Genomic DNA, 26,061 nt, shown 5'->3' with positions numbered 1-26,061 from the left:
CACAAGTGCTTCAATTGGCCTGATTATTGGTGCGTCCGTGCATCATTTTGCCCTTCACATTTTTTTCACCCTCGCCAACCACCGTCTAAGCTTGAGTCAAGTCCGATCAATCTGCGTGAATGGATCAGTCGACTATGGGCGCTTTGTGGCAAACCGATTCGAGTAAAACCGTGGTCCCGACTGATAGTGTGGATGAAGCGCCTATACCTGAAAAACCCCGTCGTTCCAGACACGGGTGGGGAGCGTTCTGGCTATTGCTGTTGATTATCGCGATTGTCGTGGGGCTGGCCGCCATGAGGGAGATGCGCACCTCGAAGTTCCAGGCCCAGGAAGTCAGCAAATATGCCGCGTCACTGAACTATGAGCTCAAACCCGGCCCCAGCGATGCGATTCGCTATCCAGGCGATGGCCCGTTCGATCGGCGCCTGGGCTACAGCTCTATGGATGAGTTCCTGCCGCGCCTGATCAAGCGCAACTTCGTCGTTGAGGCGCAATCCCGCTTTTCTCCAGAGCTGTTGAAGTACACCGACAAAGGTCTGTTCGTGCCTTATGCCGAGAAAATCCAGGCCGGGCTGTCGATCACCGATTGCCGCGCAGCGCCGCTGTACCAGTACAACTACCCGCAACAACTTTACTCAACCTTTGCCTCGATCCCGCCGGTGGTGGTCAACAGCCTGCTGTTCATCGAGAACCGCTTCCTGCTCGATCCCAGGCAGCCGCTGGCCAACCCGGCGGTGGACTGGCCGCGGTTCGGCATGGCGGCGTGGTCCCAGTTGGCCAAGATGTTGCACGTGCCCGGCCAGTCCGCCGGTGGCAGTACCCTGGCCACGCAACTGGAGAAGTACCGGCACTCCCCCGATGGTTTGACGGTCAACGGCGCGGAAAAAATTCGCCAGATGATTTCTGCCACCGTACGCGCCTATCAGGCCGGGCCACAAACCCTGGAAGCGCGGCAGAACGTGGTTCGCGACTACCTCAACAGCGTGCCGTTGTCAGCCGTACCGGGCCACGGTGAAGTGCATGGCATGGCTGAGGGTTTGCGTGTGTGGTACGGCTCCGATTTCGAAAGCGCCAACAAGGTGCTGAACAGCCCGGCAACGGATCCAAAGACCATGGCGGAAAAAGGCCTGGTCTTGCGTGAAGTGCTGTCATTGATGATTGCGCAGCGCCGCCCGTCGCATTACCTGACCAAGGGCCATGATGAACTGGCCGACCTCACCGACAGCCATATTCGCCTGCTGGCGCAAAACCATGTGATCGACGCCGAGTTCGCCGCCGCCGCCCTGGCCAGCAAAGTGACCTACCGCGACTGGGCCACCCAGCCGACCATGCAACCGATCGAAACCAACAAGGGCATCAGCGTGGCGCGCAGCCGTCTGGCCGGCATGCTCAATCGCCCGTTGTATGACCTCGACCGCCTTGACCTCTCCGCCACCAGCACCCTGCAAGGCGAGTTGCAATCCGAGGCCACCGAGTACCTGAAAAAGCTCGCAGACCCTGAATTTGCCACGCAAATCGGCCTGATCGGCGAGCGCCTCCTGACCACCACCAGCACCACCCAGGTGCGCTACAGCTTCACCTTGTTCGAACTGACACCGGACGGCTCGCGGGTTCGGGTACAGACCGACAGCACCGACCAGCCCTTCGACATCAATGAAGGCAGCAAACTGGAACTGGGCTCCACCGCGAAAATGCGCGTGCTGACCACCTACCTGCAAATCATCGCCGAGTTGCACGACAAATACGCCGGCATGGCCGTTGCGGAACTGAAGAAGGTCGAGGTGCCGGATCAGGACCGCCTGAGCCGTTGGGCGGTTGATTACCTGGTTGAAAACAAGGACCGCGACCTGAAAAAAATGCTCGGCGCAGCCCTGGACCGCAAATATTCCGCCAGCCCCGGCGAGGCGTTTTTCACCGGGGGCGGCCTGCATGTGTTCAACAACTTCCGCAAGGAAGACAACGGCCGGATACCGACCCTGCGCGACGCCCTGCGCGAGTCGATCAACCTGCCGTTCATTCGCCTGATGCGTGACCTGGTGCGCTACACCACCTACTCCGGCCCCAACAGCAGTGCCGAACTGCTCAAGGACGACCGCGACCCGCGGCGCCAGGAATACCTGGCCGAGTTCGCCGACCGCGAGGGCACGTCTTTCCTGCTCAAGTTCTGGAAGAAGTACAGGAACAAGAACACCCAGGAACGGCTCGAAACCTTCCTGGACGGCATGCGCCCGACGCCGATCCGCATGGCCGCCGTACATCGCTACCTGCTGCCACAGGCCAGCCAGGAAAGCTTCAACGCCTTCGTGCGCTCGCACCTGACGGGGGCCAAGCTCACGGAAAAACTCACTGACGAACGCCTCGTGCGGCTCTACGAAGCCTACGGTCCCGGCGCCTACGACTTGCCGGACCAGGGCTTCATCGCCAAGGTTCACCCATTGGACCTGTGGATGATGGGCTACTTGCTCAATCACCCCGACGCCAAGTGGGCCGACGTCGTCAAAGCCAGCCAGTTCGAGCGCCAGGAAGTCTACAGCTGGCTGTTCAAAAGCAGGCACAAAGGCGCCCGTGACAGTCGCATCCGCACCATGCTGGAGATCGAGGCATTCCTCGACATTCACCAGCGCTGGCAGCAAGTCGGTTATCCGTTCGACCACCTGGTGCCGTCGCTGGCCACCGCCATCGGCAGCTCCGGTGACCGCCCGGCAGCCCTGGCCGAATTGATCGGCACCATCCTCAACGATGGCGTGCGCATGCCGACCCTGCGTATCGACAGCCTGCATTTCGCCGCGCATACACCCTATGAAACCCAACTGGTCAATGACCCCGACGTCGGCAAACGGGTGATGCCATCCGAAGTCGCCACGGCCATGCGCGAAGCCCTTTCGCAAGTGGTCGATGCCGGTACGGCCAAACGCGTGTCCGGCAGTTTCAAACTCGCCGACGGCAGCCCGCTGGCGATGGGCGGCAAGACCGGCACCGGTGACAACCGCATCGAAGCCGTCGGTTCGGGCGGGCGGATCCTGAGTTCCAAATCGCTCAACCGCACGGCCACGTTCGTGTTCTACATCGGCGATCACCATTTCGGCACGCTGACAGCTTTCGTGCCGGGCCGCTCGGCGGAGAACTTCACCTTCACCTCGGCGTTGCCGGTGCAGGTGCTCAAAGGCATGGCGCCGATCCTGACGCCGTACCTGCAACCGGGCACCCACACGATGTGTCAGCCAAAGGCAGCAACCGAGACAACCGCTCGCCGCTAGGCATGGATCGGCAGATGCGCCCGAGTGGCTGTAACTATGTATTTTTCACTCCTGATTTTTACCGGGTTCGGGGCGCAATCGACGTCGTTACGAACCGGTTTTTGCGCTTTTTTTGGGGCTGCCGCCTGCCTAGCCTGATCGCTCCATCCATGATCAAAGGACGATCAGGCAATGCCCCACCCACATCGAATTTCAGACCCGGATCAAAGCATCCACTTCGACCTGGTCAGGAAGGCCATCCCCTCCTGGCTATCAGAGGCTTCACTCCCCCGTATCAACGCACTGAAAACTGACCGGGTAAGCATTCCCGACTGGCAGGCTGACGCCGCAAAAGCGTTACAGGAGCGGTTGAAACAGAGCATCAAGCTCGGCTGGAACGCGCAAAACGATGTCGATAGAGTGTTCAGCAAACTGCAGGATGTCTACGTCTTCGCCAAACCCTTGTTGCAACAGGAACTGAAAGAACGTTTCGGCGTTGAAGATGACGTCGAAGAAACCTGGTTGCGGCTGTATGCACCGGCAGAAACGTCATGGGGTCATAACTTTACCGGCGCAACCACCAGCCGTACCGTCTCGCTGCTGGATGCTGCCCTGCACAATTTTTCCAGTAAGGAGGTGTTCACCCAGGACTCAGAATTCATCACCCGCCCCGACGTACGCGGGCATTTCAGCGTGGTACAGCTCAAGCACAAGCTGAGTATCGAGCAGTTCAAGTCACTGTGCCGCGACCTGAATATCGGCAGCCGTTACCAACAACACCTGAGAGATTTTCTGCTGCCGCATAACCGGGTGGCCAGTAACGTCCTGCGCCACAAAGTCAGCCTCAGCCACAAGACCGCGCTCAACATCGCGGCGAACATGGCGCTGATGAAAAACGACATCGGGCAGGATGCCTTTGACCTGGTGCAGGGACTGCTCGATGACCGCAAGAACCTGCGCTGGAGGGGCCGCTCCGTCGACTGCTACAACCTGTCGATGATGGACATTCACCTGACCGGCATCGTGCTGATCACCCCTGATGCCAACACCGCGACCGATACCGTGCCCGTGATCGCCTATGTTCCCCATGACCCGCAGCACCCGCTCAAGCAGTACCCGTCGTTGCTCGAGTTCATGGCCGAACTGACACGCCAACTGCGCGATGCCAGCGCCCCTCGCAGCTACCAAAAATTCTTCAGCCAGTTCGTACCCCATCAGCAACGCGGGCATTTTTTTGCCGGGTTGAACGACCGACTGAGCAAGGTCAAATGGCAACCGGCCCCGGCCGGTTCCAACTTGCCGAGCTGGCGGGAAACGCCGGTGGATAACCCCAACCTGCAATTTCAGCTGTCGAGCATCAGGAACGATCGGGTCACTGTTTTCAACGGCGACCTGTGGGGCTACTTCCACCGACAAAAAATCAACAAGGTACTCAACGACGCATGGGACATCGCGATTTCCACCGAGTACGCCGACCGCATGGCCCGCTGGGCCTGGTGGGACAACCTGGAAAAAATGCTCTCGGACATTCTCAATGCCGCGTTGCTGGTGGCGACGCCACTGGTGCCCGGCATGGGCGAATTGATGCTGGCCTACACCGCGTATCAACTGACCGATGAGGTGGTCGAGGGCCTCGTCGATCTGGCCGAAGGCCGCGTCGCCGAGGCTGGCGAACAAGCCATCGGCGTGCTGCAAAGCGTTGTGCAACTGGGTGCGTTCGCCGCGGGAGGCGCGATCGGCAACGTCGCAAGGGCGAAACTCTCGCCGTTTTTCGAAAGCTTGAAACCGGTGCAGTTGGCAAACGGTGAGACTCGCCTGTGGAACCCTGACCTCAGCCCCTATCAACGAACCGACGTGGATTTACCCACGGACGCCCGGCCTGATGGACAGGGTCTTCACCAGCATCAGGGCCGGCGCATCCTGCCCCTGAACGATCAACACTTCGAAGTGCTGGAAGATCCGGTCACCGGACAACAGCGCATCCGCCATCCGCAGCGTTTCGATGCCTACGCACCGACCTTGCGCCACAATGGTCACGGGGCCTGGGTCTGCGAAACGGAAAACCCGCGCGAGTGGGAAGGCTCGACATTGATGCGGCGACTTGGTCATACAACCGATACCTTCAGCGACGCGCAACTTGAGCAGATCCGTCAGATCAGCAGTACCGAAGAAGCCTCCCTGCGCCGGATGCACGTGGAGAACGCTCCACCACCTCCGTTGCTTACCGATACTTTGCAGCGCCTGGGCGCACCGGTGAACCCGCCCGTTGCGTTATCTCCCAAGATTACCTTGCTGTTCAGCGACTTCCCCGAGCTGCCTGCCCAAGTTGTAGAAAACATCATGGAGGGCGCAACACCCTCGGAGCATCAATATATTGAGCGAAAACTTCGGCTCCCCTTGCGACTCAAAACCCAGGCACGAGAGCTCCAGTTCGAAGTGCAATCGGTCCGTGCAGCCCAGGGTCTGTACCTCGACACATTGAGCAACATCGACACCGAACGCTTGGCATTGGGAGCGTTGCGACTTAATACAGATATGTTTGGCGACCTGCGTATAGAAATTCGTCAGGGAACATTAGATGGCGAACTTCGTTGCGGTGCCGGGCCCGAGGACGCAACACAGGTTCGGGTATTGATTCGAGATAACTCGGGAAAATATCAGGTACGCGATGCTTCGAATCAGTCCATCCACGATGCTGATGTCTTCTTTGAGGCCTTGCTGCATGCCATGGGCAACGAAGGTCAAAAAGCGTTGGGGTACAAACCCGGCGATACAGAGCATTTCAGGCAGTGGGTCATTGTAAAGTCAGCACCGTCAAGCGAGCGCAGGACTGTCCTCGCCACGCCCCCCATCCGTTCGATTGTCGAGCATGAAACGATGCTGTTGGTTCGTGGAGGCGGTCTCAGCAAAGAAGGAAAAACACTGCACGAACGTATTCAGGATCTTCATCCGCACTTTAGCGAGGCTGAGGTTGATGTATTTGCTAGTGCTTTGACCTCCCGAGGTGAACCGCTTAAGGCTATAGAAGAGCAGGAAAAGGATCTCGCTGAGTTAAGGGGGATACTCAATCGCTGGGAGCCGTTGCAACTCTATAGCCCGGACTCGGAAGATTATAGAGTTTTCAACGATGGGGTAAGTCACATCGTCGAACGCCTTACCAACTGTTTCGAGCGAAAAAACACAGAACTTGGCAGCCGCACTGATCCATCCTCCTACTCGCTAGATCTCTCAGGGCTGATGTTGCCGTTAGATTTGGAAATTTGGTGGTCAAAGCTTCCGGCGCTAAGAAAATATCTCAACAAAATCACGGTCCTCAATCTCGACGACACAAAATTTTCAAGCGAGCGATACGGCGTGTTGAAGGACTTCCCTAATCTCAGGGAACTCAACGCCAACCGTTGCGAACTGAGATGGCTTCCATTTGACATCGGCGCGATGCATCAACTGGAATATCTGCGATTGAGTGCTAACACGATTACTTTTAGCCATGAAGCGGTTCAAAGACTATCTAGGCTGGTGAGTTTGAAGGTACTTGAACTAGACGACAATCCATTAACCATACCGCCCGATATTTCATTCATGAGAAAACTGACACTCCTCGGATTGAGAAACACTAGAGTAACTACCTGGCCCGCAGGTATTTTCTCGGGATCAGCACCTCGAAACTTTGTCTTGGATATGCGGGGCAACACAATCAACTTGATACCAGATGTGCGCCCAAGATCTAACCCTGCATGGATAATAGCTCAAACACGCCTCGACACTGAAAACCTATCGACTTATCACCAACTGATCATTAGTGAGATACGTCGACAATTAGCTCTTCCAAACGAGATAAGGGTGCTGCCTCCAACCGGTGTTTCACGCCCAACTTCAATATGGATCGGTGTTCCTGAGTTGGCTGCTGAACGTGTTAAACATTGGGAAGAACTGAAAAACGAACCCAATGCCGAACCTTTTATGTCCTTCATTAACGCGGCACAGAACTTTGCCGACTATAAGACCGGCGGTGAAGCACGGACACAACTACTAGTACGCCTTTGGCGCATGCTTGACGCCACCTATATTGATACTCCGCTTAGGGAAAAACTGTTCGCTATGGCCAGCGATCCCGTTAGATGTTCCGATGCCGGTGCACAATTGTTCAACAACATGGGTATCGAAGTACTTGCCTTCGAAGCGTATTCCGGCTCCACCGATACTGCGCAACTTGAAAACAAGCTAGTGACACTCGCCAAAGGCTCGGCACGCCTTGAGCTGGTTAACGATATTGCCAGAGCCGATATGAGTAGCCGAGAAGGCGATCCAGACGAAGTTGAAGTTTACTTGGCCTATCAGACCGGATTGGCAAAACGACTGGGCCTCCCTTGGCAATCCGAAGGCATGCTTCACAGACCGGTTGCTGGCGTAACCGATGCCATGATTGACGGCGCCTACGACACAGTTCTGTCCTTGGAGAAAGATGATGGACTGGTCAATAAAATGCTTGAGCTTGATTTCTGGGAACGTTTTCTTCGTGAATCATACCCTTCGCAGTTCGAAGAAAACAAACAGGTCTATCTGGGCAAGTCAGAACGACTCGATACTCTACGGAGCACCCAGCTTGAATGGGTCAATTCGACACAATTGACAACAACTCAACGCACGGAATTGCGAAATAGACTAATAGGACTCATGAACGGTTTTTCGATTCAGCAAGACATCGTATTTTCCGGCACTCCAATAAGTGAAGATATTTACAATCGGCTGCTCATCGACTTGGGAGACGAAGAAAAGGAACTATCACGGCGTCTGACTCGAGAAGCAATGACAAGAGCCAACATTTAAACGATCAATAACTTATACCGCCCCTAAAGAACTCGTAAATGAGTCTTCAGGGGCGTGCTATCAGATCACTTCCGAGTCCCAGATCACTGTGACATTCCCCATATAGGTTTTGGTAACCCCTTCGCGCAACATCTGTTCGACGTGCTCCTTAGCCACTTCAAAGTGCAGAGTTCCCGGCTTTCGATCGACGTATAAACCAGGCTGAAACAACTCAGTACCACTCCCATCAAGTCGGAGGGGGCGACGATCAACGAGTTGTCCCGCTCCATCGGTAAAGCCGTGTGGCAGTGTCACGCTGGTGCTCAAGGGCACAAGATCAGAAGAGTCGGCATCGCGCAATGCGCAGGTGTTGCCAACTGAATGCTGACATTCAAGCTGCATCTTGAACCGTGAGGAGGCCGAGACGTTGAAGGTCTGGTCGCGAAACAGGCGCACTGGCTTGCGTCCCTGATTCAACCAGGCCTGCCAACCGCCTTGGGGTACCAATTCGATACGATGGCCGCCTGGGGGGATTTCGACCTTGAGCGAGTGCTCGACACTCAGGGTGAAGTTAAGGGTGACCGCATTGTCGTTGGGCAGCAATACATCCCCCATGTCGAAGTCACCACCTGGACCGGTGGTGTAGGTCAATGAGCCACGATATTCCCCTGACGACATGCCCAGGGGGTTGGGGGTCCTGAGCTCATAAACGTATTCGACTGAGCTGAACCTGAACCAGGGAATATCCATAGTAGGTACTAAGCCACAGGACCCCGCTCCTTCAGGAATCAGCCAAAAGAAAAACGCGAAGTTAACTCCTGCAACATTAATGTTAAGACCGGTACAGGGGGATGGCGGTCTTACCCATGGACCGCGCCAATAGCCTCCCTCCGGCGGCGTCCATGCACTGACTCCTGGTGGGCGGGCGATATTCCAGGTACCACCGATGCCTGCAACTCGTACTTCAACGGTCTCTCGCTCACCTGTACGACTGTGGACAACGTCCAGTGCGCGCCAGCTCGACGGCACACTGAAGGTCGCCCCTTGCCGGGGATCGGCATGCCCGGCTGGAATAGGCTGCGAAGAATCAAATCTCAAACCGGGTACCCTCAGGCTGAAGATACCTAATTGCGCACAGCGGCCAGCTATATGGTTTGGGCACACTCCGCTCTGTGGGGTCGTGTTAACGAACCGGTTGATCAGGGGATTCGCCGGATCAGGCACGAACCTGGCGCTTATTTCCTGCTCCACCCCGCCGGCGGGCGTGGCATGCAACCCAGCCAACAAGCTTCCCATTAACAAGAACGTTGCCATTGTTCTTAGCGAAAAAAATAGCTTCATTATGAGTTAACCTGAAATTCCAACATGACGGAATACACGCCATTTATTGCGCCAAGGGTGATCAAGGAGCGATAGCCTCAAAAATCATATGCACACTGCCGTAGTACTCACCGGATTTGTAACCAACATCCGGTTTGACTGCTGCAATCACCAACTCCACGCGTTTGCCAGCTTTACCGTCCAGTTCCGAAATTACTTCGGCATTGTCCACCGTGAGTTTTATCCGATTGAACGTGACATCCAGCACAATGTTGTCGACGTCTCTGCCGTTACTTAAGTAAGGTTCCTCACTCAAACGCGCAGCAATCGCTCCATTGGCGTTTTTTACATCGAAATGTTTACGCAGCGATCCAAGTTCCTCCGTCGTCAGATCCCAGGGCAATTTTTGTTCATGCCCTATCCACCCTGGATCCACCGGCAACACATAAAACTCCGCAACAGGGATAGTCACTGACACTTCAAAGGTTTCGCGTTCCACTATTGCAAAGGCGTAAACACTCACCAGCGTCAGACACACCATCGAGGTGACAGTTATCCATTTTTTCAACATGATCTTCACCTGTTGCTTGCACTTCAATGTTGCAAACAAAGAAATCGATATAAAACTAAAAAGCCTGGAAGCAAACAGACGCTCACCCCACTACGACTTCAACCCTTGATATCCAGGTTCTGGCTTTTGCTTCCTTCAACCATCGTAAAACGGTAGTGCCGACCAGCCTGCTTTTCGAACTGGAATGTTCGGCCGGTCAGAATGTGATGCTTGGTGGTTGGCTGGCATTCCTGCTCGTTCTTGATCGAACAATCCTTGAATTCGTCGATCACCACCACACTATTGCCGTTGTTGCGGATCCGGTACTGTCCTGCCTCGTTCTCGATCACGCTGTCAAAGCGAGTCTCTCTCGGTCGAACAAAAAAAACCGTGCCATAACCCGCCAGTACGTTAACCCCGGCCGACAGGTTTTTCTTGTAGTCGTCGCGTTCCTGCTCGGAGATGACGAACTCATCTTCCTTTTCTGGCACTACTGGCACATAACGCACGCGGAAGTAACGTTCTTTGTCACGCTCGCCCATGTACAACAAACGCGAACCCTGCATGCCATTGGCCGGTACGATCAATCGCGCCGGACTGGCCATCAGCCCGTCGCGCGACGTACCATCCGCCTGGTTCACCAGAGGAACCTCCCGGGCTTTGCCATCGGCATCGTAGATAATTTCGAGAATATTGATCTTGACGAACGCGGTGCTATCGCCACCATTGAATACGCGCTTCAGATATGAACTTTTATCGCCATCAAGATACTCGTAGACCACCCCAACATTGATCTGCGGCGCGGCCAGGGCCATGTGAGAAAACAGCGAATAACCAAACAGTGCCAACAGGCGCTTCATGACGTAATACCTCAATTATTGAACACAGCCCAATCGGGCCGACCCTAATACGGCCTAAACTTCCGAATCCCAAATCACCGTGACATTGCCCGTGTAGGTTTTACCCACGCCTTCGCGCAACATCGGCTCGACGTATTCCTTGGTTATTTCAAAGTGCAGGGCTCCCGGTTTGCGATCGACATAAATACTGGGTTGGAACAACTCGGTGCCGCTGCCATCGAGAAACAAGGGCCGCCGCTGGACGGTTCGGCCCCCAGCATCAGCCAGGCCGCTGGGCAGGCTTACGCTGGTATTCAAGCGCACCAGATCAGCAGAGTCGGCGCCGCGTAATGCGCAGGTGTTGCCAACGACGTACTGACATTCGAGTTGCATCTTGAAGCGGCTCGAAGAAGAGATATTGAAGGTTTGGTCGCGGAACAGACGCGTGGGTTTACGTCCCTGATTCAGCCAGGCTTGCCAGCCGCCTTGGGGTACCAATTCGATTTGATTGCCCCCGGGTGGGATATCGACTCTAAGGGCATGTTGAACGGTCAGAGTAAAGTCGAGCTGGATTACATCATCCGGGGGAGCGACGACATCACCCAAGTCAAAATCGCCGTTTGGTTTAATGGTGTAGACCTGTGTGCCATCATAGATCCCCGTGGACATTTTCAGAGGATCCGGGGTACGCAGCTCATAGGTAAAGTCCAGATACTGGAAGCCGAATCCTGGAATTTGAAATTTAGCCTGTTTGGCACAGACTTCCTCCTTTGGAGTAAGCCAAAAGAACTCGTAGCCCGAAAAACCGTAGTAAACTTCTTTACCGATGCTGACGCAGGAATTCGGTGCAGTTGTCCACCGGCTTCCCCACAATCGTAAATGCGCCTGAAATAAATTCGAAACGCCGGTGAGTTCCTGAGCAGGATGACTCAGTGCGTAAACCCCCCCCATCCCTGCAATGCGCACTTCTACGGTAGCTGTTTCGCCGGTTTCGCGGTGCCTGACTTGCAATGAGCGCCAAGCTGCAGGGGTTTTGATCATTGCGCCCTTTCGCACATCTGCGTGATCGGGCTCGATGGGGCCATTGAGAGGGATGCTACCAACGTGGGAGCGCAGGCTGAATATGTTGTGAGCCTGGCAAATAGCAGGATTGTTTTTGCAGAACCCGACATTGGGTGTTGTGTTCTTGAATTCGTTTTTCAAGGGGTTGCCCGGCTCAGGATTAAAGGTTGCTGTAACAGGCAACACAATCGCACCAGCTTCCATGGCCAATACAGCTAGGCAGCAACCGATCACAATCGCCCTTGCCGTGGGCATTTGCGAGACAGTCCAAGGGTTCAACATAAAGACTCCAAACCGTAAGTTGCAATTTTCAGCCGGCGCTCTGCACGATTTCAGCCACATCCGCCAACGTATCCGCGGTGCAGCGCAGATCCCCAATCATCAGCACATCGTTTTCACTACGTGCCTTGTTTGGGTCAAGGCGGAATTGACAGAGCAACTGATTACCGAAACGCACTTCCAGCGTCGGCGAACTGGCATTCATTTCCATCGAAAAGAAGCCGTCGACCTCACTCACGCCACGACTGGCGTGGTTGATGATGTGGTGGCCCTTAAGCGGCTTACCCTGGGGGTCGACGAGGCGGCCGAGCACGGTGACGCTTTTGCTGACGGTGATCTTGCGGTACTCCACGCCGCCCTTGTTCAGGTGATAGCTGGAGCGGGCCGGCTGGATACTCGCCGCTGGCACATGATTGCCCTCGAAATCGAAGCTGACGGAACTGCTTTTGTACGCCGTGAGCGGCACGAAATTACGACCCGGGCGCAGTACCGCACTGCCGCCACTCAAGTCGTCGGCGCGCAGGACGATGCCATCGATATCCGACTCAACATCGATGATCATGCCGGCACCATCGCGGTGGTACTGGCTGGTCATGACCATCTTGCGCGCGCCGACGGCAATGGTGCTGTCCAGATTCAATCCGCCGGTAAGGTCGTTGTTGAAAGACGAGCGCTGGATAAAACCGTCGCCGTTGACCAAGTCTGATTGCATATTTGCCATGGCATTCAAGCCGACACCGTAGGTATCGGTAATGGCCGTGGCCGAAACACTTTGCAGCAGGTGGTCCTGAAGGTCTTTGCGATAGGTGATTGACGCGTTGTTATCCCGGCCACCCTCCCGAGCCGTACGGGTACCGATACTGCCGGAGATCTGCTCACCCGGGCCACCAAGGGCGATGTTGACGCTCAGGTCGATTCCTCGATTTCTGTCGTCACCTGAACTGAAACTGCCGGGTCGGTCGAACACAGACAACCGCCAGTTGGCATCACTGCCAAACAGTTGGGTGCGCTGGGTCCAGCCAAGGTCAATGCCCGTACCTTCGGTGTTGCCTTCGCTGTGGGACACCCGGGCATTGACCGAGCTTTTACTGGTCAACCGATGATTGACTGACAGCGAAGAGTTACTGGTCTGACCGACAAACACATTGCGCTGCCGCACTCGTGTACCGTCGGGCAAGGTGTCGTAGAGCCGAGTCGTGTCGAGCCAGCTGCGGTTGTGGCTGGCGACGATGCTGCCGCTACCGTAGGAGTAGAGCCCCTGCACGTCGAGGCCGGTGCCGTAGTTCTCGGTCTGATAGACATTGGCATAAAGGCTGGCATTGTTGACGACCGCCCAGTCGACCGACGTGCCGTATTGCAAGGCGTCACCCACCTGCCGCCCGCTCAGGCCAAGGATGACCCGTGGATGCAACAGGTAATTGAACGCCGCACCGGCGGTCATGTCGCCGTCGTCCTGTTCGTCCCAATTGCTTAGCACTTTGGATTCACGTCCGGCGAACAGGTTGTAGCGCCAGCGCTCGTCGTGATTGCGCCAATTGCTGGGCTTGTAGACCAGCTCCTGGGTGCTGGAGGTGATCTGACCGTCTTCGATCAGGCGTACTTCCACTTCATAGATCCCTCCCGGCAACGGCCGGGTATCGAGGGTCTGCAACCCGGCGGGCATTGCCTGGGTATTGATCAATAAGCCATCACGGTAGATTTCCACCGAGCCTTGCCGATTGGCGGTGACGTAGATCGGATAGACCGCCGGTTTCGGATTATTGATGGCCAGGCTGTCGGAGCTGCCGTACATGACGCCCAGCGCAGTGTCTGGAGTGGTGCCAAAGGTGCGCGGCTGTCGGGTCAACCCTTCGGACGAAGGTGTGAAAAGGCCCAGGCGCAGGAAGCTACCCTCCAGTTCACGCTGGGTGAAAAGCTCATTCACCGAGTGATAGAGCGTGTTGTCCATACCGCCCAATCGGGACAATTGCATATTGATCGCCTGAGTCCAGCTGCCCAGGCTACTGCTGGCCTCAAGACCATAGCGTCCACCCAAATCCTGATTTTGGCCACCGTTGAGGTTCAGTTGATTACGTACGATCAACCCGGTGCTACCGCCTTCAGGCAGTGTGTAGTAACGCTGTGCCTGATCGTCACGTTCGGCATTTTCCGTGAGGATGGACACCAGCGAGTTTTCAAGGCTGTAGTGCACTGCCAACAGTTGCTCCGGGCACTTGGCTTGGCAGCCGCCCAGTGCAACACCCTGTTTCAGATAGCTCGACCAAGTTTCGCGCTCACTGGCTTTGATCGTGCTGTCGCCGACATCGGCGAAGTCAACAAGGGTAATTCGATCGTCGCGGGTTAACACCACCATCGCCTCCCCTAGAAATTTTCGGTCAAGTTCCACGCGCACCGCTAATGGCACATCAAAAAAATGCTCTTCAAACTCGCTAGGCAAACCTTTGGCCTGCGCCAACAAACTTCGAGGTGTATGGGCGTTTTCCACCGCTGTAGCCAGAGCCGTTGCGCAGAAAAAAAGGGCAAGCGCCGTCGCGATGGGAGTCATCGGGAACATGAACGAAATACTCTGAAGATAAGTGCGTTAAAACCCGATCGACAGGTAGTGATTTCCTATCGACCGGTAAGCGTTAACGAATAAGGGCAAGCCTTAAGTCATAACCCTGTTAAGGGATGCGCGGGATAGCATCGAAGATCACAACCGGATTGGCCGTGTAAAGCCCCGTTTGAGTGTCCAATGGCTTGGCCGCGGCAATAACCAGATCAGCGCGCATACCGCCGTTGGATTCGGTATCGCCTACCACTTCTTGAGAAACACCGGTCAAAGGCACACCGTTGAAGGTGTAGGTCAATGCAATGCTGTTGGCACCGTTGAACAGGGGCTGTGGTCCCCCTTCCACATAAGCGCCGACCGAGCCATTGGTATGCCGGACGTCGTAAGCAGCACGCAGTGAACTCAGGGTACCGTCTACCAAGTTGTAGTTCATTTTTTCATCTTTACCGAAGTCAGGGTTCACCGACTTGGCGTGAAATACACTAGTTGGGATGGTGGCGCTGATATTGATGGTGCTGCGCGCTTCTTCCGCGGCAAACGCCATCGAGGAACTCAGTGCCAAAACAGCCAGAGGAGCAGCGAACGCGATTTTCTTGAACATCTTTCAGTACCTGTCGTTTAAAAAAGGATCTAAGTATTGAAAGTTTCGCTGAAGCAAAACAGTCACGAGCAGTGATGTTCCAGCGCAACTCTCAACGCCGAAAGATGATCGTTCAATAGTTCTGGAAAGTAAGCAGGCAAGTTCCGACAAGCTCGTAGCCGGATCGCCATTACACTGGAGGGAAAAAAGCAGGAATAACTTAAACTTCAATATTTTACCGTAAGAATAATACTACAAATACGAAATCAAAACCAAAAACAATGCCATTTAACAGCAACAACTTCCGTAAGACCGATACTACATTACCCGCAAACAAAGGCCGGCATCAACACATTAGAGAGTTAACACTAATTTCAGCGGCTTGCGCTGATTAAAAGCGCTGTTTTTTTCGATATTGAGGGCTTTGCAGGGGCTCACGGCGCCAGAGCTTGCGCCATTGCCCTGCAAAGCCTCGAACGGTTGGCTCAGATCACTTCCGAATCCCAGATCACCGTGACGTTGCCCGACCAGTTTTTTGCCTTGCCGTCCTGCAGCATCTGCTCGACGTGCTCCCGGGCGACTTCAAAGTGCAGGGCTCCCGGCTTGCGGTCGACGTAATGACCGGGCTGGAACAGCTCGGTGCCGCTGCCATCGAGGCGCAGAGGACGACGATCGACCGCCTGCCCCGAATCGTCCGTCAAGCCGTTGGGCAGGCTGACGCTGGTGTTCAAGGGCACAAGCTCAGAAGAGTCGGCAGCGCGCAACGCGCAGGTGTTGCCAACGGAATGCTGGCATTCAAGCTGCATCTTGAAGCGTGAGGAGGCCGAGAGGTTGAACGTCTGATCGCGGAACAACCGTACCGGCTTGCGCCCCTGATTCAACCAGGCTTGCCAACCGCCTTGGGGGACCAGTTCGATGCGATGGCCGCCGGGGGGGATTTCGACTTTGAGCGAATGCTCGACGCTCAAGGTGAAGTTGAGGGTGATGGCACTGTCGTTGGGGAGCATTACATCACCCATGTCGAAGTCCTTGCCTGGACCGGTGGTGTAGGTCAATGAGCCACGATATTCTCCTGACGACATACCCAGAGGGTTGGGGGTCCTGAGTTCATAAACGTATTCGACTGAGCTGAACCTGAACCAGGGAATATCCTTGGTAGGCACAACGCCGCAGGCCCCCGCGCCTTCAGGAATTAGCCAAAAGAAAAACGCAAAAGCGCTTCCTGCAACATTAATGTCAAGTCCGGTACAGGGGGCTGGCGGTCTTGTCCATGGAGCGCGCCACCTCCCTCCCCCCGGTGGCGTCCAGGCACTAACTCCTGGTGGGTAGGAGATATTCCAGGTACCGCCAATGCCTGCCACTCGCACCTCAACGGTCTCTCGCTCACCTGTACGACTGTGGACAACGTCCAGTGCTCGCCAGCTCGACGGGACACTGAAGGTCGCCCCTTGCCGGGGATCGGCATGCCCGGCTGGAATAGGCTGCGAAGAATCAAATCTCAAACCGGGTACCCTCAGGCTGAAGATACCTAATTGCGCGCAGCGGCTAGCTATAAAGTTTGGGCACACTCCGGTCTGTGGGGTTGTGTTAACAAACCGGTTGATCAGGGGATTCGCCGGATCTGGCACGAACCTGGCACTGATTTCCTGCTCCACCGCTCTGGCGGGTGGGGCATGCAATCCGGCGAGCAAGCCTCCTGCCAACGAGAACGCTGCCATTGTTCTTAGCGAAAAAAATAACTTCATTATTAATTAACCCGAAACTTCAGTATGGTGGCTACACCCGTCACTAATGGCACAGAACAAGATCAAGGAGCGATCGCCTCAAAAATCATATGCACACTGCCGTAGTACTCACCGGATTTATAACCGTCGACAGGTTTGACAGCTGCAATCAGTAACTCCACGCGTTTACCACTTTTACCGTCCAGTTCCGAAATGACCTCAGCATTGTTCACACTGAGTTTTATCCGATTGAACGTGACATCCAGCGCGATGTTGTCGACGTCTCTGCCGTTACTTAAGTAAGGTACCTCACTCAAACGGGCAGCAATCGCTCCATTGGCGTTTTTGACATCGAATTGTTTACGCAGCGATCCAAATTCCGCCGTCTTCAGATTCCAGGGCAGTTTTTGTTCTTGGCCTATCCACCCCGGATCCACCGGCAACACATAAAAATCCGCAACAGGGATAGTCACTGACACTTCAAATGTTTCGCGTTCCACTATTGCAAAGGCGTAAACACTCGCCAGCGTCAGACATACCATCGAGGTGACGGTTATCCATTTTTTCAACATGATCTTCACCTGTTGCTTGCACTTCAATACTGCAAACAAAGAAATCGAAATCGATATAAAACTAAAAAGCCTGGAAGCAATGAGACGCTCACCCAACTACGGCTTCATCCCTTGATCTCCAGGTTCTGGCTTTTGCTTCCTTCAACCATCGTAAAACGGTATTGCCTACCAGCCTGCTTTTCGAACTGGAATGTCCGGCCGGCCAGAATGTGATGCTTGGTTGTTGGCTGACACTCCTGCTCGTTCTTGATCGAGCAGTCCTTGAATTCCTCGATCACCACCACACTATTGCCGTTGTTGCGGATCCGGTACTGTCCCGCCTCGTTCTCGATCACGCTGTCAAAGCGTGTCTCTTTCGGACGAACAAAGAACACCGTGCCATAACCCGACAGTACATTGACCCCGGCCGACAGGTTTTTCTTGTAGTCGTCGCGTTCCTGCTCGGAGACGGCGAACTCATCTTCCTTTTCCGGCACTACCGGCACATAACGCACGCGGAAGTAACGTTCCTTGTCACGTTCGCCCATGTACAACAAACGCGAACCCTGCATGCCATTGGCCGGCACGATCAGTCGCGCCGGACTGGCCATCAGCCCGTCACGCGATTTAGCGTCTGCCTGGTTGACCAGCGGAACTTCCCGGGCTTTGCCATCGGCATCGTAGATAATTTCGAGAATATTGATCTTGACGAAAGCCGTGCTGTCGCCACCATTGAATACACGCTTCAGATAAGTACTCTTATCGCCGTCCAGATAGTCGTAGACCACCCCGACATTGATCTGCGGCGCGGCCGCAACAGCATGGGAGAAAAGAGAAAAACCAAACAGTGCCAACAGACGCTTCATGACATACCACCTCAATAAATTAAAACCGTCGAACCGGATCAACCGGCCGTCTCAGCGTTGCTGGTTGCATCCGCCAACGTCTCTGGTGAACAACGCAAATCCCCAATCATCAACACATCGTTTTCCCGCTGGGCGTTGTCCGGATCGAGACGGAACCGGCAGAGCACCTGATTACCGGAGCGCACCTCCAGCGTCGGTGAACCGGCGTTCATTTCCATGGAGAAGAAGCCGTCGACTTCACTCACCCCACGACTGGCGTGGTTGATGATGTGATGGCCCTTGAGGGGGTTACCCTGGGGGTTGACCAGGCGGCCGAGTACGGTGACGGTTTTGCTGATGGTGATCTTGCGGTACTCGACGCCGCCCTTGTTCAGGTGATAGCTGGATCGAGGCGGTTGAATGCTCGCGGCGGGCACGTGGTTGCCCTCGAAATCGAAGCTCACCGAGCTGCTTTTATACGCCGTGAGCGGCACGAAGTTACGACCCGGGCGCAGCACGGCACTGCCGCCGCTCAGGTCATCGGCACGCAGGGCAATGTCGGCGATATCCGACTCAACGTCGATGATCATGCCCGCTCCATCGCGGTGGGTTTGGCTGGTCATGACCATTTTCCGCGCACCGATTGCCACGGTGCTGTCCAGGTTGAGTCCGCCAGTCAGGTCATTGTTATAGGAAGAACGCAGGATAAAACCGTCACCATTGGCCAGGTCCGATTGCATCGTGGTCATGGCGGACAAGCCCATGCCATAGGTATCGGAGGTCGCGGTAGCCGAGACACTCTGCAGCACGTGATCCTGAAGGTCTTTACGATAGGTCAGCGAGGCATTGTTATCACGCCCGCCCTCCCGCGCCGTGCGCGAACCGATGCTGCCGGACCATTGTTCTCCTGAGTCGCCCAGTGCGATGTTGAGGCTCAAGTCAATACCACGGTTTCTGTCACTACCTGAACTGACACTGCCCGGCCGGTCGAACAGCGACAATCGCCAGTTGGCATCACTGCCAAAGAGCTGAGTGCGCTGAGTCCATCCCAGATCCAGCCCCGTGCCTTCGGTATTCCCCTGGCTATGGGATACACGGGCATTGACCGAGCTTTTGGTGGTCAGTCGGTGATTGACCGATAGCGATGAGTTGCTGGTCTGGCCGACGAACACATTGCGCTGACGCACCCACGTGCCGTCGGGCAAGGTGTCGTAAAGCCGGGTCGTGTCGAGCCAGCTGCGGTTATGGCTGGCGACGATGCTGCCCTTTCCATAGGAATACAAACCCTGCACATCAAGGCCGGTACCGTAGTCTTCGGTCTGGTAGATGTTGGCGAAAAGACTGGCATTGTTGACGACCGTCCAGTCGACCGATGCGCCGTATTGCAGGGAGTCACGCACCTGCCGGCCGGTCAAACCGAGGATCACTCGCGGGTGCAACAGGTAGTTGAATGCCGCTCCGGCAGTCATATCCCCCTCGGATTGCTCATCCCAGTTGCTGAGCAACCTGGACTCACGACCGGCGAAAAGGTTGTAGCGCCAGCGCTCGTCATGATTGCGCCAGTTGTTCGGTTTGTAGACCAATTCCTGAGTGCTGGACGTGATCTGACCGTCTTCGACCAGTCGCACTTCCACCTCGTAGATGCCGCCCGGCAGCGGGCGCGTATCGAGGGTTTGCAATCCGGCGGGCACGGCTTGGGTATTGATCAACAGGCCGTCGCGGTAGATTTCTACCGAGCCCTGGCGATTGGCAGTGACGTAGATCGGATAAATCGCCGGCTTCGGATTGTTGATCACCAGGCTGTCGGAGCTGCCATACATGACACCTAGCGCCGTATCGGGGCTGACGCCAAATGTACGAGGCTGACGAGTCATTCCTTCGGTGGTGGGAGTGAAGTAGCCCAGGCGCAGGAAATTGCCCTCCAGTTCGCGCTGGGTATAGAGCCCATGCACGGCGTGATAGAGCTGATTGTCCACGCCCCCCATTCGGGACAACTGCAGGTTGACGGCTTGAGTCCAGTTTCCCAGGCTGCTGCTGGCTTCGAGGCCGTAGCGCCCGCCCGTATCCTGGTTCTGGCCGCCATTGAGGTTCAATTGATTGCGCACAATCAGACCGCTGCTGCCGCCTTCCGGCAGGCTGTAGTAACGCTGCGCCTGCTCATCGCGTTCGGCGTTGGCGGTGAGAATGGACACCAGCGAGTTTGCCAGACTGTAGTGCACGGCAAGCAATTGCCCCGGGCATTTGCCCTGGCAGCTGCCGAGCGCGACCCCTTGGCTCAGATAGTTTGACCAGGTATCTCGTTCGCCTGCCTTGAATTTGCTGTCGCTGACATCGGTAAAGTCGACGAGGGTAATGCGATCATCGCGACTTAACACCACCATCGCCTCACCAAGAAACTGTTGATCAAGTTCCACCCGGACCGCCAACGGCACATCAAAGAAGTGCTCCTCGAATTCAGTCGGTAAACCCTTGGCCTGAGCCAGCAGACTTCGAGGTGTATGGCCATTGTCCGTCGGCGCAGCCAAGGCATTTGCACAAAAGACAAGGGCAAGCGCCGTCGCGATGGGAGTCATCGGGAACATGAACGAATTACTCTGAATATAAAAACGTTAAAAACCGAACGACAAACAAAATAGTCAGTCGTTCGGCAAGTGCTATCGAATAAGACCTTGGCCTTAATTAATAACCTTATTAAGGACCCACTTTAGGAATGGCGTCGAAGATCACCACGGGTGTGGCGGTGTAGTTTCCGCTCTTGCCAGCGGCCGGTTTGGCTGCGGCAATTACCAGTTCGGCCCGAGTGCCAGGTTTAGCCAGGGCTTCACTTACAACTTCCTTGGAGGTTTCCGTCAGTTCTACGCCGTTGAAGGTATAAGTCAGGGCGATCGAATCAGTACCATTGAACAGTGGCTGTGGACCACCTTCAACATAGGCGCCCACTGCACCGTCAGTGTGCTTCACATCGAACATCTCACGCAACGAGCCCAATGTGCCATCCACCACGTTGTAGGCCATTTTTTCGTTGTCGCCGAAGCCAGGGGTCACTGGCTGAGCATGGAAAACGCTACTCGGGACGGTGGCGCTGATATTAATGGAGCTGCGTGCTGTTTCGGCGGCAAATGCAACGGAAGAACTCAGCGCCAGGATTGCCACAGGAACGGCAAATGCAACTTTCTTGAACATGCTTGAATACCTTTTAATTTCAATGACAGATTATTAAAAACAAGCCAAAAACAACAAGAACATGCCGAAATTATATTCAGCAAGTTACTGAATCAGTATTTAGCCAAGTTTTAACCCGAAAGATATTCAAGCAATCACAAGGAAAAGTATGTAGGGATATTCCTCACCGCATGTAGTAATAAAAACCGTACATCAGCGAGTAGTCGTTGTGTCTCTCAAGTCGTTACCCAACCCTGACGTCAACGCCTGAAAGCCACCACCGCTCACCACCGTTGGTCACCACCCCTTGCACACGACACAAGATATATCTTAAGTTATGTCTAAATACGACGAGAGAGAACGCAAAAAATGAGAGACCATCATTCCCCCCACCGCGAACACGGCGACGGCCGCGATGGCTTCGAGAAACGCCCTGGCCGCGAACGCGGTGGGCGTGGCCCGCGAGTATTTGCCCCCGGCGACCTGAAACTGCTGCTGCTGGCGTTGATCGCCGAACAGCCGTGCCACGGCTACGACCTGATCCGCCAGATCGAAGGCATGTTCGACGGCGCCTACAGTCCCAGCCCCGGCGTGATCTACCCGACCCTGACGTTTCTTGAAGAAAGCGAATTGATTACCGGCGACGCCGAAGGCGGGAAAAAACGCTACAGCGTGACCGACGCCGGACGCCAGTCCCTGACCGAGCAAGCCGTCGCCCTAGAAGGTGTGCGGGTGCGCATCGATGTCAGCAAGCGTTCGTTGCGCGGCCATGATCGCCCGGCCGAAATCCACGAGGCGGTGCACAACCTGCGCCATGCCCTGCAACTGCATCACGGCCGCTGGAGCCCGGAAGAAATCCAGCGCGTTGCGGCCCTGCTCAACGACACCGCCAAAGCCATCGTCGACGGCCCTGCCGTTCAACCCGTTCAGGAGAAAGCCGAATGACTGAAGTGATCGCGCAAACCATTCACCGCGTCATGCACGAAATCAAACGCCGTCGCCTGGAGGTGTTGCGCGTGGTCGACCTGACCCCGCGCATGCGCCGGATTACCCTGGGCGGGCCGGAGCTGGCGGGGTTCGTCAGCCTGGGTACGGACGATCACGTCAAACTGTTGTTCCCGCAGAACGCCGAGCAGGCTGCGGCACTGGAAACCCTGGTGCTGGGCGCCGGCAAGGACAGCGGCCCGCTGCCCGAGATGCGCGACTACACGCCGCGCCGCTATGACCTGAACACCCTGGAACTGGACATCGACTTCGTGCTGCACGGCGACGGCCCGGCCTCGACCTGGGCCGAACAGGCCAAACCGGGGCAGTTCCTGCACATCGGCGGGCCGCGGGGCTCGATGATCGTGCCGGACATGTTCGACAGCTACTTGCTGATCGGTGACGAAACCGCCCTGCCCGCCATCGCCCGGCGGCTCGAAAGCCTGGCGGCCAACCGCCGTGCGCTGGTGATCGTGGAAGTGGAAAACGGCAAGGAGCAGCAAGTGCTGGAAAGCGCTGCCGAGGTCAATGTGATCTGGGTGCTGCGCGAAGGTGGCAAGGACAACCTGCTGACCACCGTGCGCCAGATCCAGGTGCCCGGCGGCAGCCTGTACGCGTGGGTCGCGACCGAGAGCAAGGTGTCGCGGCGGATTCGTCGGGTGTTGCTCGATGAGCATGGGCTGAACGAGCAGTTCGTCAAGGCGGTGGGCTATTGGCGGCTGGATGGCAGCGACGAGGAATAACAGGCGTCACACTGTGGCGAGGGGGCTTGCCCCCGTTCGGCTGCGAAGCAGTCGTAAAATCTGCTCGTACGGTGTTTCAGATAAAACCTCGTTGCAGGTTTTAGCACTGCTGCGCAGCGCAACGGGGGCAAGCCCCCTCGCCACAAAAAGCATTCCACACCGCCTTATCTGCGGTTACATTCGAGCACGCCACCGATCCAGCGCCACCACCCACAAAGCAATCACCACAAACCCCGCCAACAATCCCCCGGCGTTGATGAACACCTGTGGATAACCCAGTTTGTCCACGTCAATGAACGGGTACGGATAAGTCGCCAGCAAATGCCCGCGCAGCAACGAGTAAGCGAAGTACACCAACGGATAAATCACCCACAACGCGATATGCCCCCAGCGCAGCGAGCCTTTCGGTACACAGAACCACCAGTACCCCAGGAACAGCAGCGGCATGACGTCATGCATCAGCTCATCGGCCAGCCATTGCCAGCCTTCGGGATGCCATAGATGGCGAAGCAACACGCTGTACGCCAGGCCGACGACAGTGATGCTCACAGCAACGCCACTAATGACCCAGGGCTGTAAAAACCAGCGTCGCGCGGCGGACTCGCGGTACGTCAGTTCACAGGTCAGCACCGTCGCCACCAGGGTGTTGCTCAGCACGGTGAAATAGCTGAAAAAACTCACCAGCCCACCGATCAGACTGGCCCCCAGCGTCCAGCGCGAATAGAAAATCAGGTACATCTGGATGCTCAATCCCGCCCAGCCGAGCATGGCAGCCACGACGACAAAACGGCGGCGCATCGCGCAAGGATCGACCATGTTCAGAGCGGTCGTTTGGTGCGCATCAACTTCACATACAGACGTTCGACCTTCTCCCGCGCCCACGGGGTTTTACGCAGGAACGTCAGGCTCGACTTGATGCTTGGGTCGCTCTTGAAGCAGCGGATATCGATGCGTTCGGCCAGCCCCGACCATTCGTAGTGTTCAACCAGGGCGTTGAGGATTTGCTCCAGCGTCACGCCGTGCAGCGGGTCGATGTTGTGTTCGGTCATGCCGGGCCTTCAAGCAGAGTAGGAATTGGAAGTCGCGCACCTTAGCCGAGGGTTTCGTCGGGTGGAAGCGATCTATCAAATGTAGGTGAATCTGTTGATGTAGGAGCGAGCTTGCTCGCGATGGACTCGAACGAAAACGCGTCAACCCAGAATGAACGCGTTATCGTTATCGACCATCGCGAGCAAGCTCGCTCCTACAACTGTTACCGAATCCGAAAGGCTGCATGTCAGTAAAAGCCCTTTCTCTATTTGTAACAGATCATTATCCTTGCACCCGCTTTAGCTGAAACGCTTCTGCTAGCTATTTCTTCCGTTTATTCCCTAGAAAAAGATCAAGAATTTCTTCTCTATGCCTGATTTCCAGCTTTCGAAAGACAGCGCTGTCTTCAAACCTGTTGCCTGCCGAAACACCTTGAACCTGATAGGCGGACTCACCGCCTTGGGCCTTGCCACTTGCGCTCACTCGGCTCCGGCCTTCGATAGTGATTCACCGTGGATGCTCGGCGACTGGAACGGCACTCGCAGCGAACTTGCGGAAAAAGGCTACGACTTCAAAGTCGATTACACCGGTGAAATGGGCAGCAATCTGCACGGCGGCTACGACCACGACCGCACCGCCCGCTACAGCGACCAGTTCGGCCTGGGCACCCATCTGGACTTGCAGAAAATCCTCGGCTGGGACGACGCCGAGTTCCAGCTGACCATCACCGAACGCAGCGGCAACAACATCAGCAACGACCGCATCAATGACCCGCGTGTCGGCGGCTTCACCTCGGCCCAGGAAGTCTGGGGCCGCGGCCAGACCTGGCGCCTGACGCAGATGTGGTACCAGCAGAAGTTCTTCGACGAAAAACTCGACATCAAGGTCGGCCGTTTCGGCGAAGGCGAAGACTTCAACAGCTTCCCTTGCGACTTCCAGAACCTGGCGTTCTGCGGCTCCCAGGTCGGCAACTGGGCGGGCGACATCTGGTACAACTGGCCGGTCAGCCAGTGGGCACTGCGGGTCAAATATCACCTGACGCCAGAGCTTTATGCACAGGTCGGCGCGTACGAGCAGAACCCGTCGAACCTGGATCGCGACAACGGCTTCAAGCTCAGCGGCAGCGGCACCCAGGGCGCGGTCCTGCCGGTGGAACTGGTGTGGACGCCGAAACTCAACGGCCTGCCGGGTGAATACCGCGCCGGTTACTACTACAGCAGCGCCAACGCTACCGACGTCTACAAGGACAGCAATGGCCAGCCTGCCGCCCTGAGTGGCGAAGCCTACCGCAGCGCCTCGAGCAAGCACGGCATGTGGCTGGGCCTCCAGCAGCAAGTCACCAGCCTGGCCAGCGATCATTCTCGCGGCCTGAGCCTGTTTGCCAACGGCACGATGCACGACAAGAAGACCAACGCCATCGACAACTACGTCCAGGCCGGTCTCGTCTACAAAGGGCTGTTCGACGCCCGGTCCAGGGACGACATCGGTTTTGCCATGGCCCGCGTCCACGTCAACCCGGCCTATCGCAAGAATGCCGAGGCGACCAACCAGGCCAATGCCGTTTTCGACTACGACAACCCGTCCTACCTGCCACCCCAGGACACCGAATACAGCGCCGAACTCTATTACGGCGTGCACGTGACCAACTGGCTGACCGTGCGCCCGAACCTGCAATACATCCGCCATCCCGGCGGCGTGAACGAGGTCGACGACGCGCTGATTGGCGGGATCAAGGTCCAGTCGTCGTTCTGAGCAACACCATAAAACCTTTGTAGGAGCGAGCTTGCTCGCGATGGTCGT

General features: G+C 56.0%; 18 protein-coding genes. 5 read left to right on the top strand and 13 right to left on the bottom strand.

Going from position 1 to position 26,061, the window contains the following annotated elements:
• Positions 1-134: 134 nt before the first annotated feature.
• Positions 135-3,257: a transglycosylase domain-containing protein gene (locus ACXX83_RS02035; protein ID WP_217837322.1), complete on the top strand. Its 3,123-nt coding sequence runs from the start codon at positions 135-137 to the stop codon at positions 3,255-3,257.
• A 171-nt stretch (positions 3,258-3,428) separates the two neighbouring features.
• The gene (locus tag ACXX83_RS02030) at positions 3,429-8,063 is read left to right on the top strand and encodes a dermonecrotic toxin domain-containing protein (RefSeq protein ID WP_458547442.1); all 4,635 of its coding nucleotides are present in this window, start codon (positions 3,429-3,431) and stop codon (positions 8,061-8,063) included.
• 60 nt (positions 8,064-8,123) lie between these two features.
• Here the strand turns inward: ACXX83_RS02030 and ACXX83_RS02025 are convergent, their stop codons facing one another.
• The 11 genes from ACXX83_RS02025 to ACXX83_RS01975 form a co-directional block, all read right to left on the bottom strand.
• Entirely contained in the window at positions 8,124-8,792 is a 669-nt protein-coding gene (locus ACXX83_RS02025) for a hypothetical protein (RefSeq protein WP_458547441.1), read from the bottom strand.
• A 652-nt stretch (positions 8,793-9,444) separates the two neighbouring features.
• Positions 9,445-9,933 carry a CS1 type fimbrial major subunit gene (locus tag ACXX83_RS02020; protein ID WP_458547440.1) on the bottom strand — a complete coding sequence of 163 codons (489 nt, stop codon included), beginning with the start codon at positions 9,931-9,933 and terminating at the stop codon, positions 9,445-9,447.
• Between the two features lie 98 nt (positions 9,934-10,031).
• Positions 10,032-10,772, bottom strand: coding sequence for a molecular chaperone (locus ACXX83_RS02015; protein WP_458547439.1), 741 nt, complete (start codon positions 10,770-10,772; stop codon positions 10,032-10,034).
• A gap of 54 nt (positions 10,773-10,826) precedes the next feature.
• Complete coding sequence (locus ACXX83_RS02010) at positions 10,827-12,095, bottom strand: hypothetical protein (protein WP_458547438.1); 1,269 nt, start codon at positions 12,093-12,095, stop codon at positions 10,827-10,829.
• A gap of 28 nt (positions 12,096-12,123) precedes the next feature.
• Entirely contained in the window at positions 12,124-14,646 is a 2,523-nt protein-coding gene (locus ACXX83_RS02005) for a TcfC E-set like domain-containing protein (RefSeq protein WP_458547437.1), read from the bottom strand.
• A 109-nt stretch (positions 14,647-14,755) separates the two neighbouring features.
• Complete coding sequence (locus tag ACXX83_RS02000; RefSeq protein ID WP_095964862.1) at positions 14,756-15,244, bottom strand: CS1 type fimbrial major subunit; 489 nt, start codon at positions 15,242-15,244, stop codon at positions 14,756-14,758.
• 464 nt (positions 15,245-15,708) lie between these two features.
• A complete protein-coding gene (locus ACXX83_RS01995) occupies positions 15,709-16,278 on the bottom strand; it encodes a hypothetical protein (RefSeq protein WP_225923722.1) in 570 nt (189 codons plus the stop codon).
• Between the two features lie 752 nt (positions 16,279-17,030).
• Positions 17,031-17,519, bottom strand: a complete 489-nt coding sequence (locus ACXX83_RS01990) for a CS1 type fimbrial major subunit (RefSeq protein ID WP_217838367.1) — start codon at positions 17,517-17,519, stop codon at positions 17,031-17,033.
• A 104-nt stretch (positions 17,520-17,623) separates the two neighbouring features.
• Complete coding sequence (locus ACXX83_RS01985) at positions 17,624-18,364, bottom strand: molecular chaperone (RefSeq protein WP_458547436.1); 741 nt, start codon at positions 18,362-18,364, stop codon at positions 17,624-17,626.
• Between the two features lie 38 nt (positions 18,365-18,402).
• A complete protein-coding gene (locus ACXX83_RS01980) occupies positions 18,403-20,925 on the bottom strand; it encodes a TcfC E-set like domain-containing protein (protein ID WP_458547435.1) in 2,523 nt (840 codons plus the stop codon).
• Positions 20,926-21,034: 109 nt separating this feature from the next.
• On the bottom strand, positions 21,035-21,526 hold the full coding sequence (locus ACXX83_RS01975) for a CS1 type fimbrial major subunit (protein WP_217837313.1): 492 nt from the start codon (positions 21,524-21,526) through the stop codon (positions 21,035-21,037).
• 348 nt (positions 21,527-21,874) lie between these two features.
• Here ACXX83_RS01975 and ACXX83_RS01970 point away from each other — a divergent pair, with 348 nt between their 5' ends.
• Both ACXX83_RS01970 and ACXX83_RS01965 read left to right on the top strand, forming a co-directional pair.
• The gene (locus ACXX83_RS01970) at positions 21,875-22,450 is read left to right on the top strand and encodes a PadR family transcriptional regulator (protein WP_015093673.1); all 576 of its coding nucleotides are present in this window, start codon (positions 21,875-21,877) and stop codon (positions 22,448-22,450) included.
• Positions 22,447-23,232: a siderophore-interacting protein gene (locus ACXX83_RS01965; RefSeq protein WP_458547434.1), complete on the top strand. Its 786-nt coding sequence runs from the start codon at positions 22,447-22,449 to the stop codon at positions 23,230-23,232. Before ACXX83_RS01970 ends, ACXX83_RS01965 begins: the two co-directional genes overlap by 4 nt.
• A gap of 174 nt (positions 23,233-23,406) precedes the next feature.
• Here ACXX83_RS01965 and ACXX83_RS01960 read toward each other — a convergent pair whose 3' ends face one another.
• A complete protein-coding gene (locus tag ACXX83_RS01960; RefSeq protein ID WP_458547433.1) occupies positions 23,407-24,048 on the bottom strand; it encodes a Pr6Pr family membrane protein in 642 nt (213 codons plus the stop codon).
• Positions 24,049-24,050: 2 nt separating this feature from the next.
• On the bottom strand, positions 24,051-24,281 hold the full coding sequence (locus tag ACXX83_RS01955) for a VF530 family protein (RefSeq protein WP_007975135.1): 231 nt from the start codon (positions 24,279-24,281) through the stop codon (positions 24,051-24,053).
• A 349-nt stretch (positions 24,282-24,630) separates the two neighbouring features.
• On the opposite strand from ACXX83_RS01955, the gene ACXX83_RS01950 reads away from it, so the two are divergent.
• Positions 24,631-26,013: a carbohydrate porin gene (locus tag ACXX83_RS01950; protein ID WP_458547432.1), complete on the top strand. Its 1,383-nt coding sequence runs from the start codon at positions 24,631-24,633 to the stop codon at positions 26,011-26,013.
• Positions 26,014-26,061 lie beyond the last annotated feature (48 nt).

The organism is Pseudomonas sp. GNP012, from assembly GCF_054343835.1.
The sequence above is the reverse complement of the archived record's forward strand: the minus strand, read 5'-3'. Positions and strand labels throughout refer to the sequence as shown.

Coding starts and splice junctions, on each gene's coding strand:
- ACXX83_RS02035 (WP_217837322.1), top strand. CDS start 135: ATGGGCGCTTTGTGGCAAACCGATTCGAGTAAAACCGTGGTCCCGACT.
- ACXX83_RS02030 (WP_458547442.1), top strand. CDS start 3,429: ATGCCCCACCCACATCGAATTTCAGACCCGGATCAAAGCATCCACTTC.
- ACXX83_RS02025 (WP_458547441.1), bottom strand. CDS start 8,792: ATGGATATTCCCTGGTTCAGGTTCAGCTCAGTCGAATACGTTTATGAG.
- ACXX83_RS02020 (WP_458547440.1), bottom strand. CDS start 9,933: ATGTTGAAAAAATGGATAACTGTCACCTCGATGGTGTGTCTGACGCTG.
- ACXX83_RS02015 (WP_458547439.1), bottom strand. CDS start 10,772: ATGAAGCGCCTGTTGGCACTGTTTGGTTATTCGCTGTTTTCTCACATG.
- ACXX83_RS02010 (WP_458547438.1), bottom strand. CDS start 12,095: ATGTTGAACCCTTGGACTGTCTCGCAAATGCCCACGGCAAGGGCGATT.
- ACXX83_RS02005 (WP_458547437.1), bottom strand. CDS start 14,646: ATGTTCCCGATGACTCCCATCGCGACGGCGCTTGCCCTTTTTTTCTGC.
- ACXX83_RS02000 (WP_095964862.1), bottom strand. CDS start 15,244: ATGTTCAAGAAAATCGCGTTCGCTGCTCCTCTGGCTGTTTTGGCACTG.
- ACXX83_RS01990 (WP_217838367.1), bottom strand. CDS start 17,519: ATGTTGAAAAAATGGATAACCGTCACCTCGATGGTATGTCTGACGCTG.
- ACXX83_RS01985 (WP_458547436.1), bottom strand. CDS start 18,364: ATGAAGCGTCTGTTGGCACTGTTTGGTTTTTCTCTTTTCTCCCATGCT.
- ACXX83_RS01980 (WP_458547435.1), bottom strand. CDS start 20,925: ATGTTCCCGATGACTCCCATCGCGACGGCGCTTGCCCTTGTCTTTTGT.
- ACXX83_RS01975 (WP_217837313.1), bottom strand. CDS start 21,526: ATGTTCAAGAAAGTTGCATTTGCCGTTCCTGTGGCAATCCTGGCGCTG.
- ACXX83_RS01970 (WP_015093673.1), top strand. CDS start 21,875: ATGAGAGACCATCATTCCCCCCACCGCGAACACGGCGACGGCCGCGAT.
- ACXX83_RS01965 (WP_458547434.1), top strand. CDS start 22,447: ATGACTGAAGTGATCGCGCAAACCATTCACCGCGTCATGCACGAAATC.
- ACXX83_RS01960 (WP_458547433.1), bottom strand. CDS start 24,048: ATGGTCGATCCTTGCGCGATGCGCCGCCGTTTTGTCGTCGTGGCTGCC.
- ACXX83_RS01955 (WP_007975135.1), bottom strand. CDS start 24,281: ATGACCGAACACAACATCGACCCGCTGCACGGCGTGACGCTGGAGCAA.
- ACXX83_RS01950 (WP_458547432.1), top strand. CDS start 24,631: ATGCCTGATTTCCAGCTTTCGAAAGACAGCGCTGTCTTCAAACCTGTT.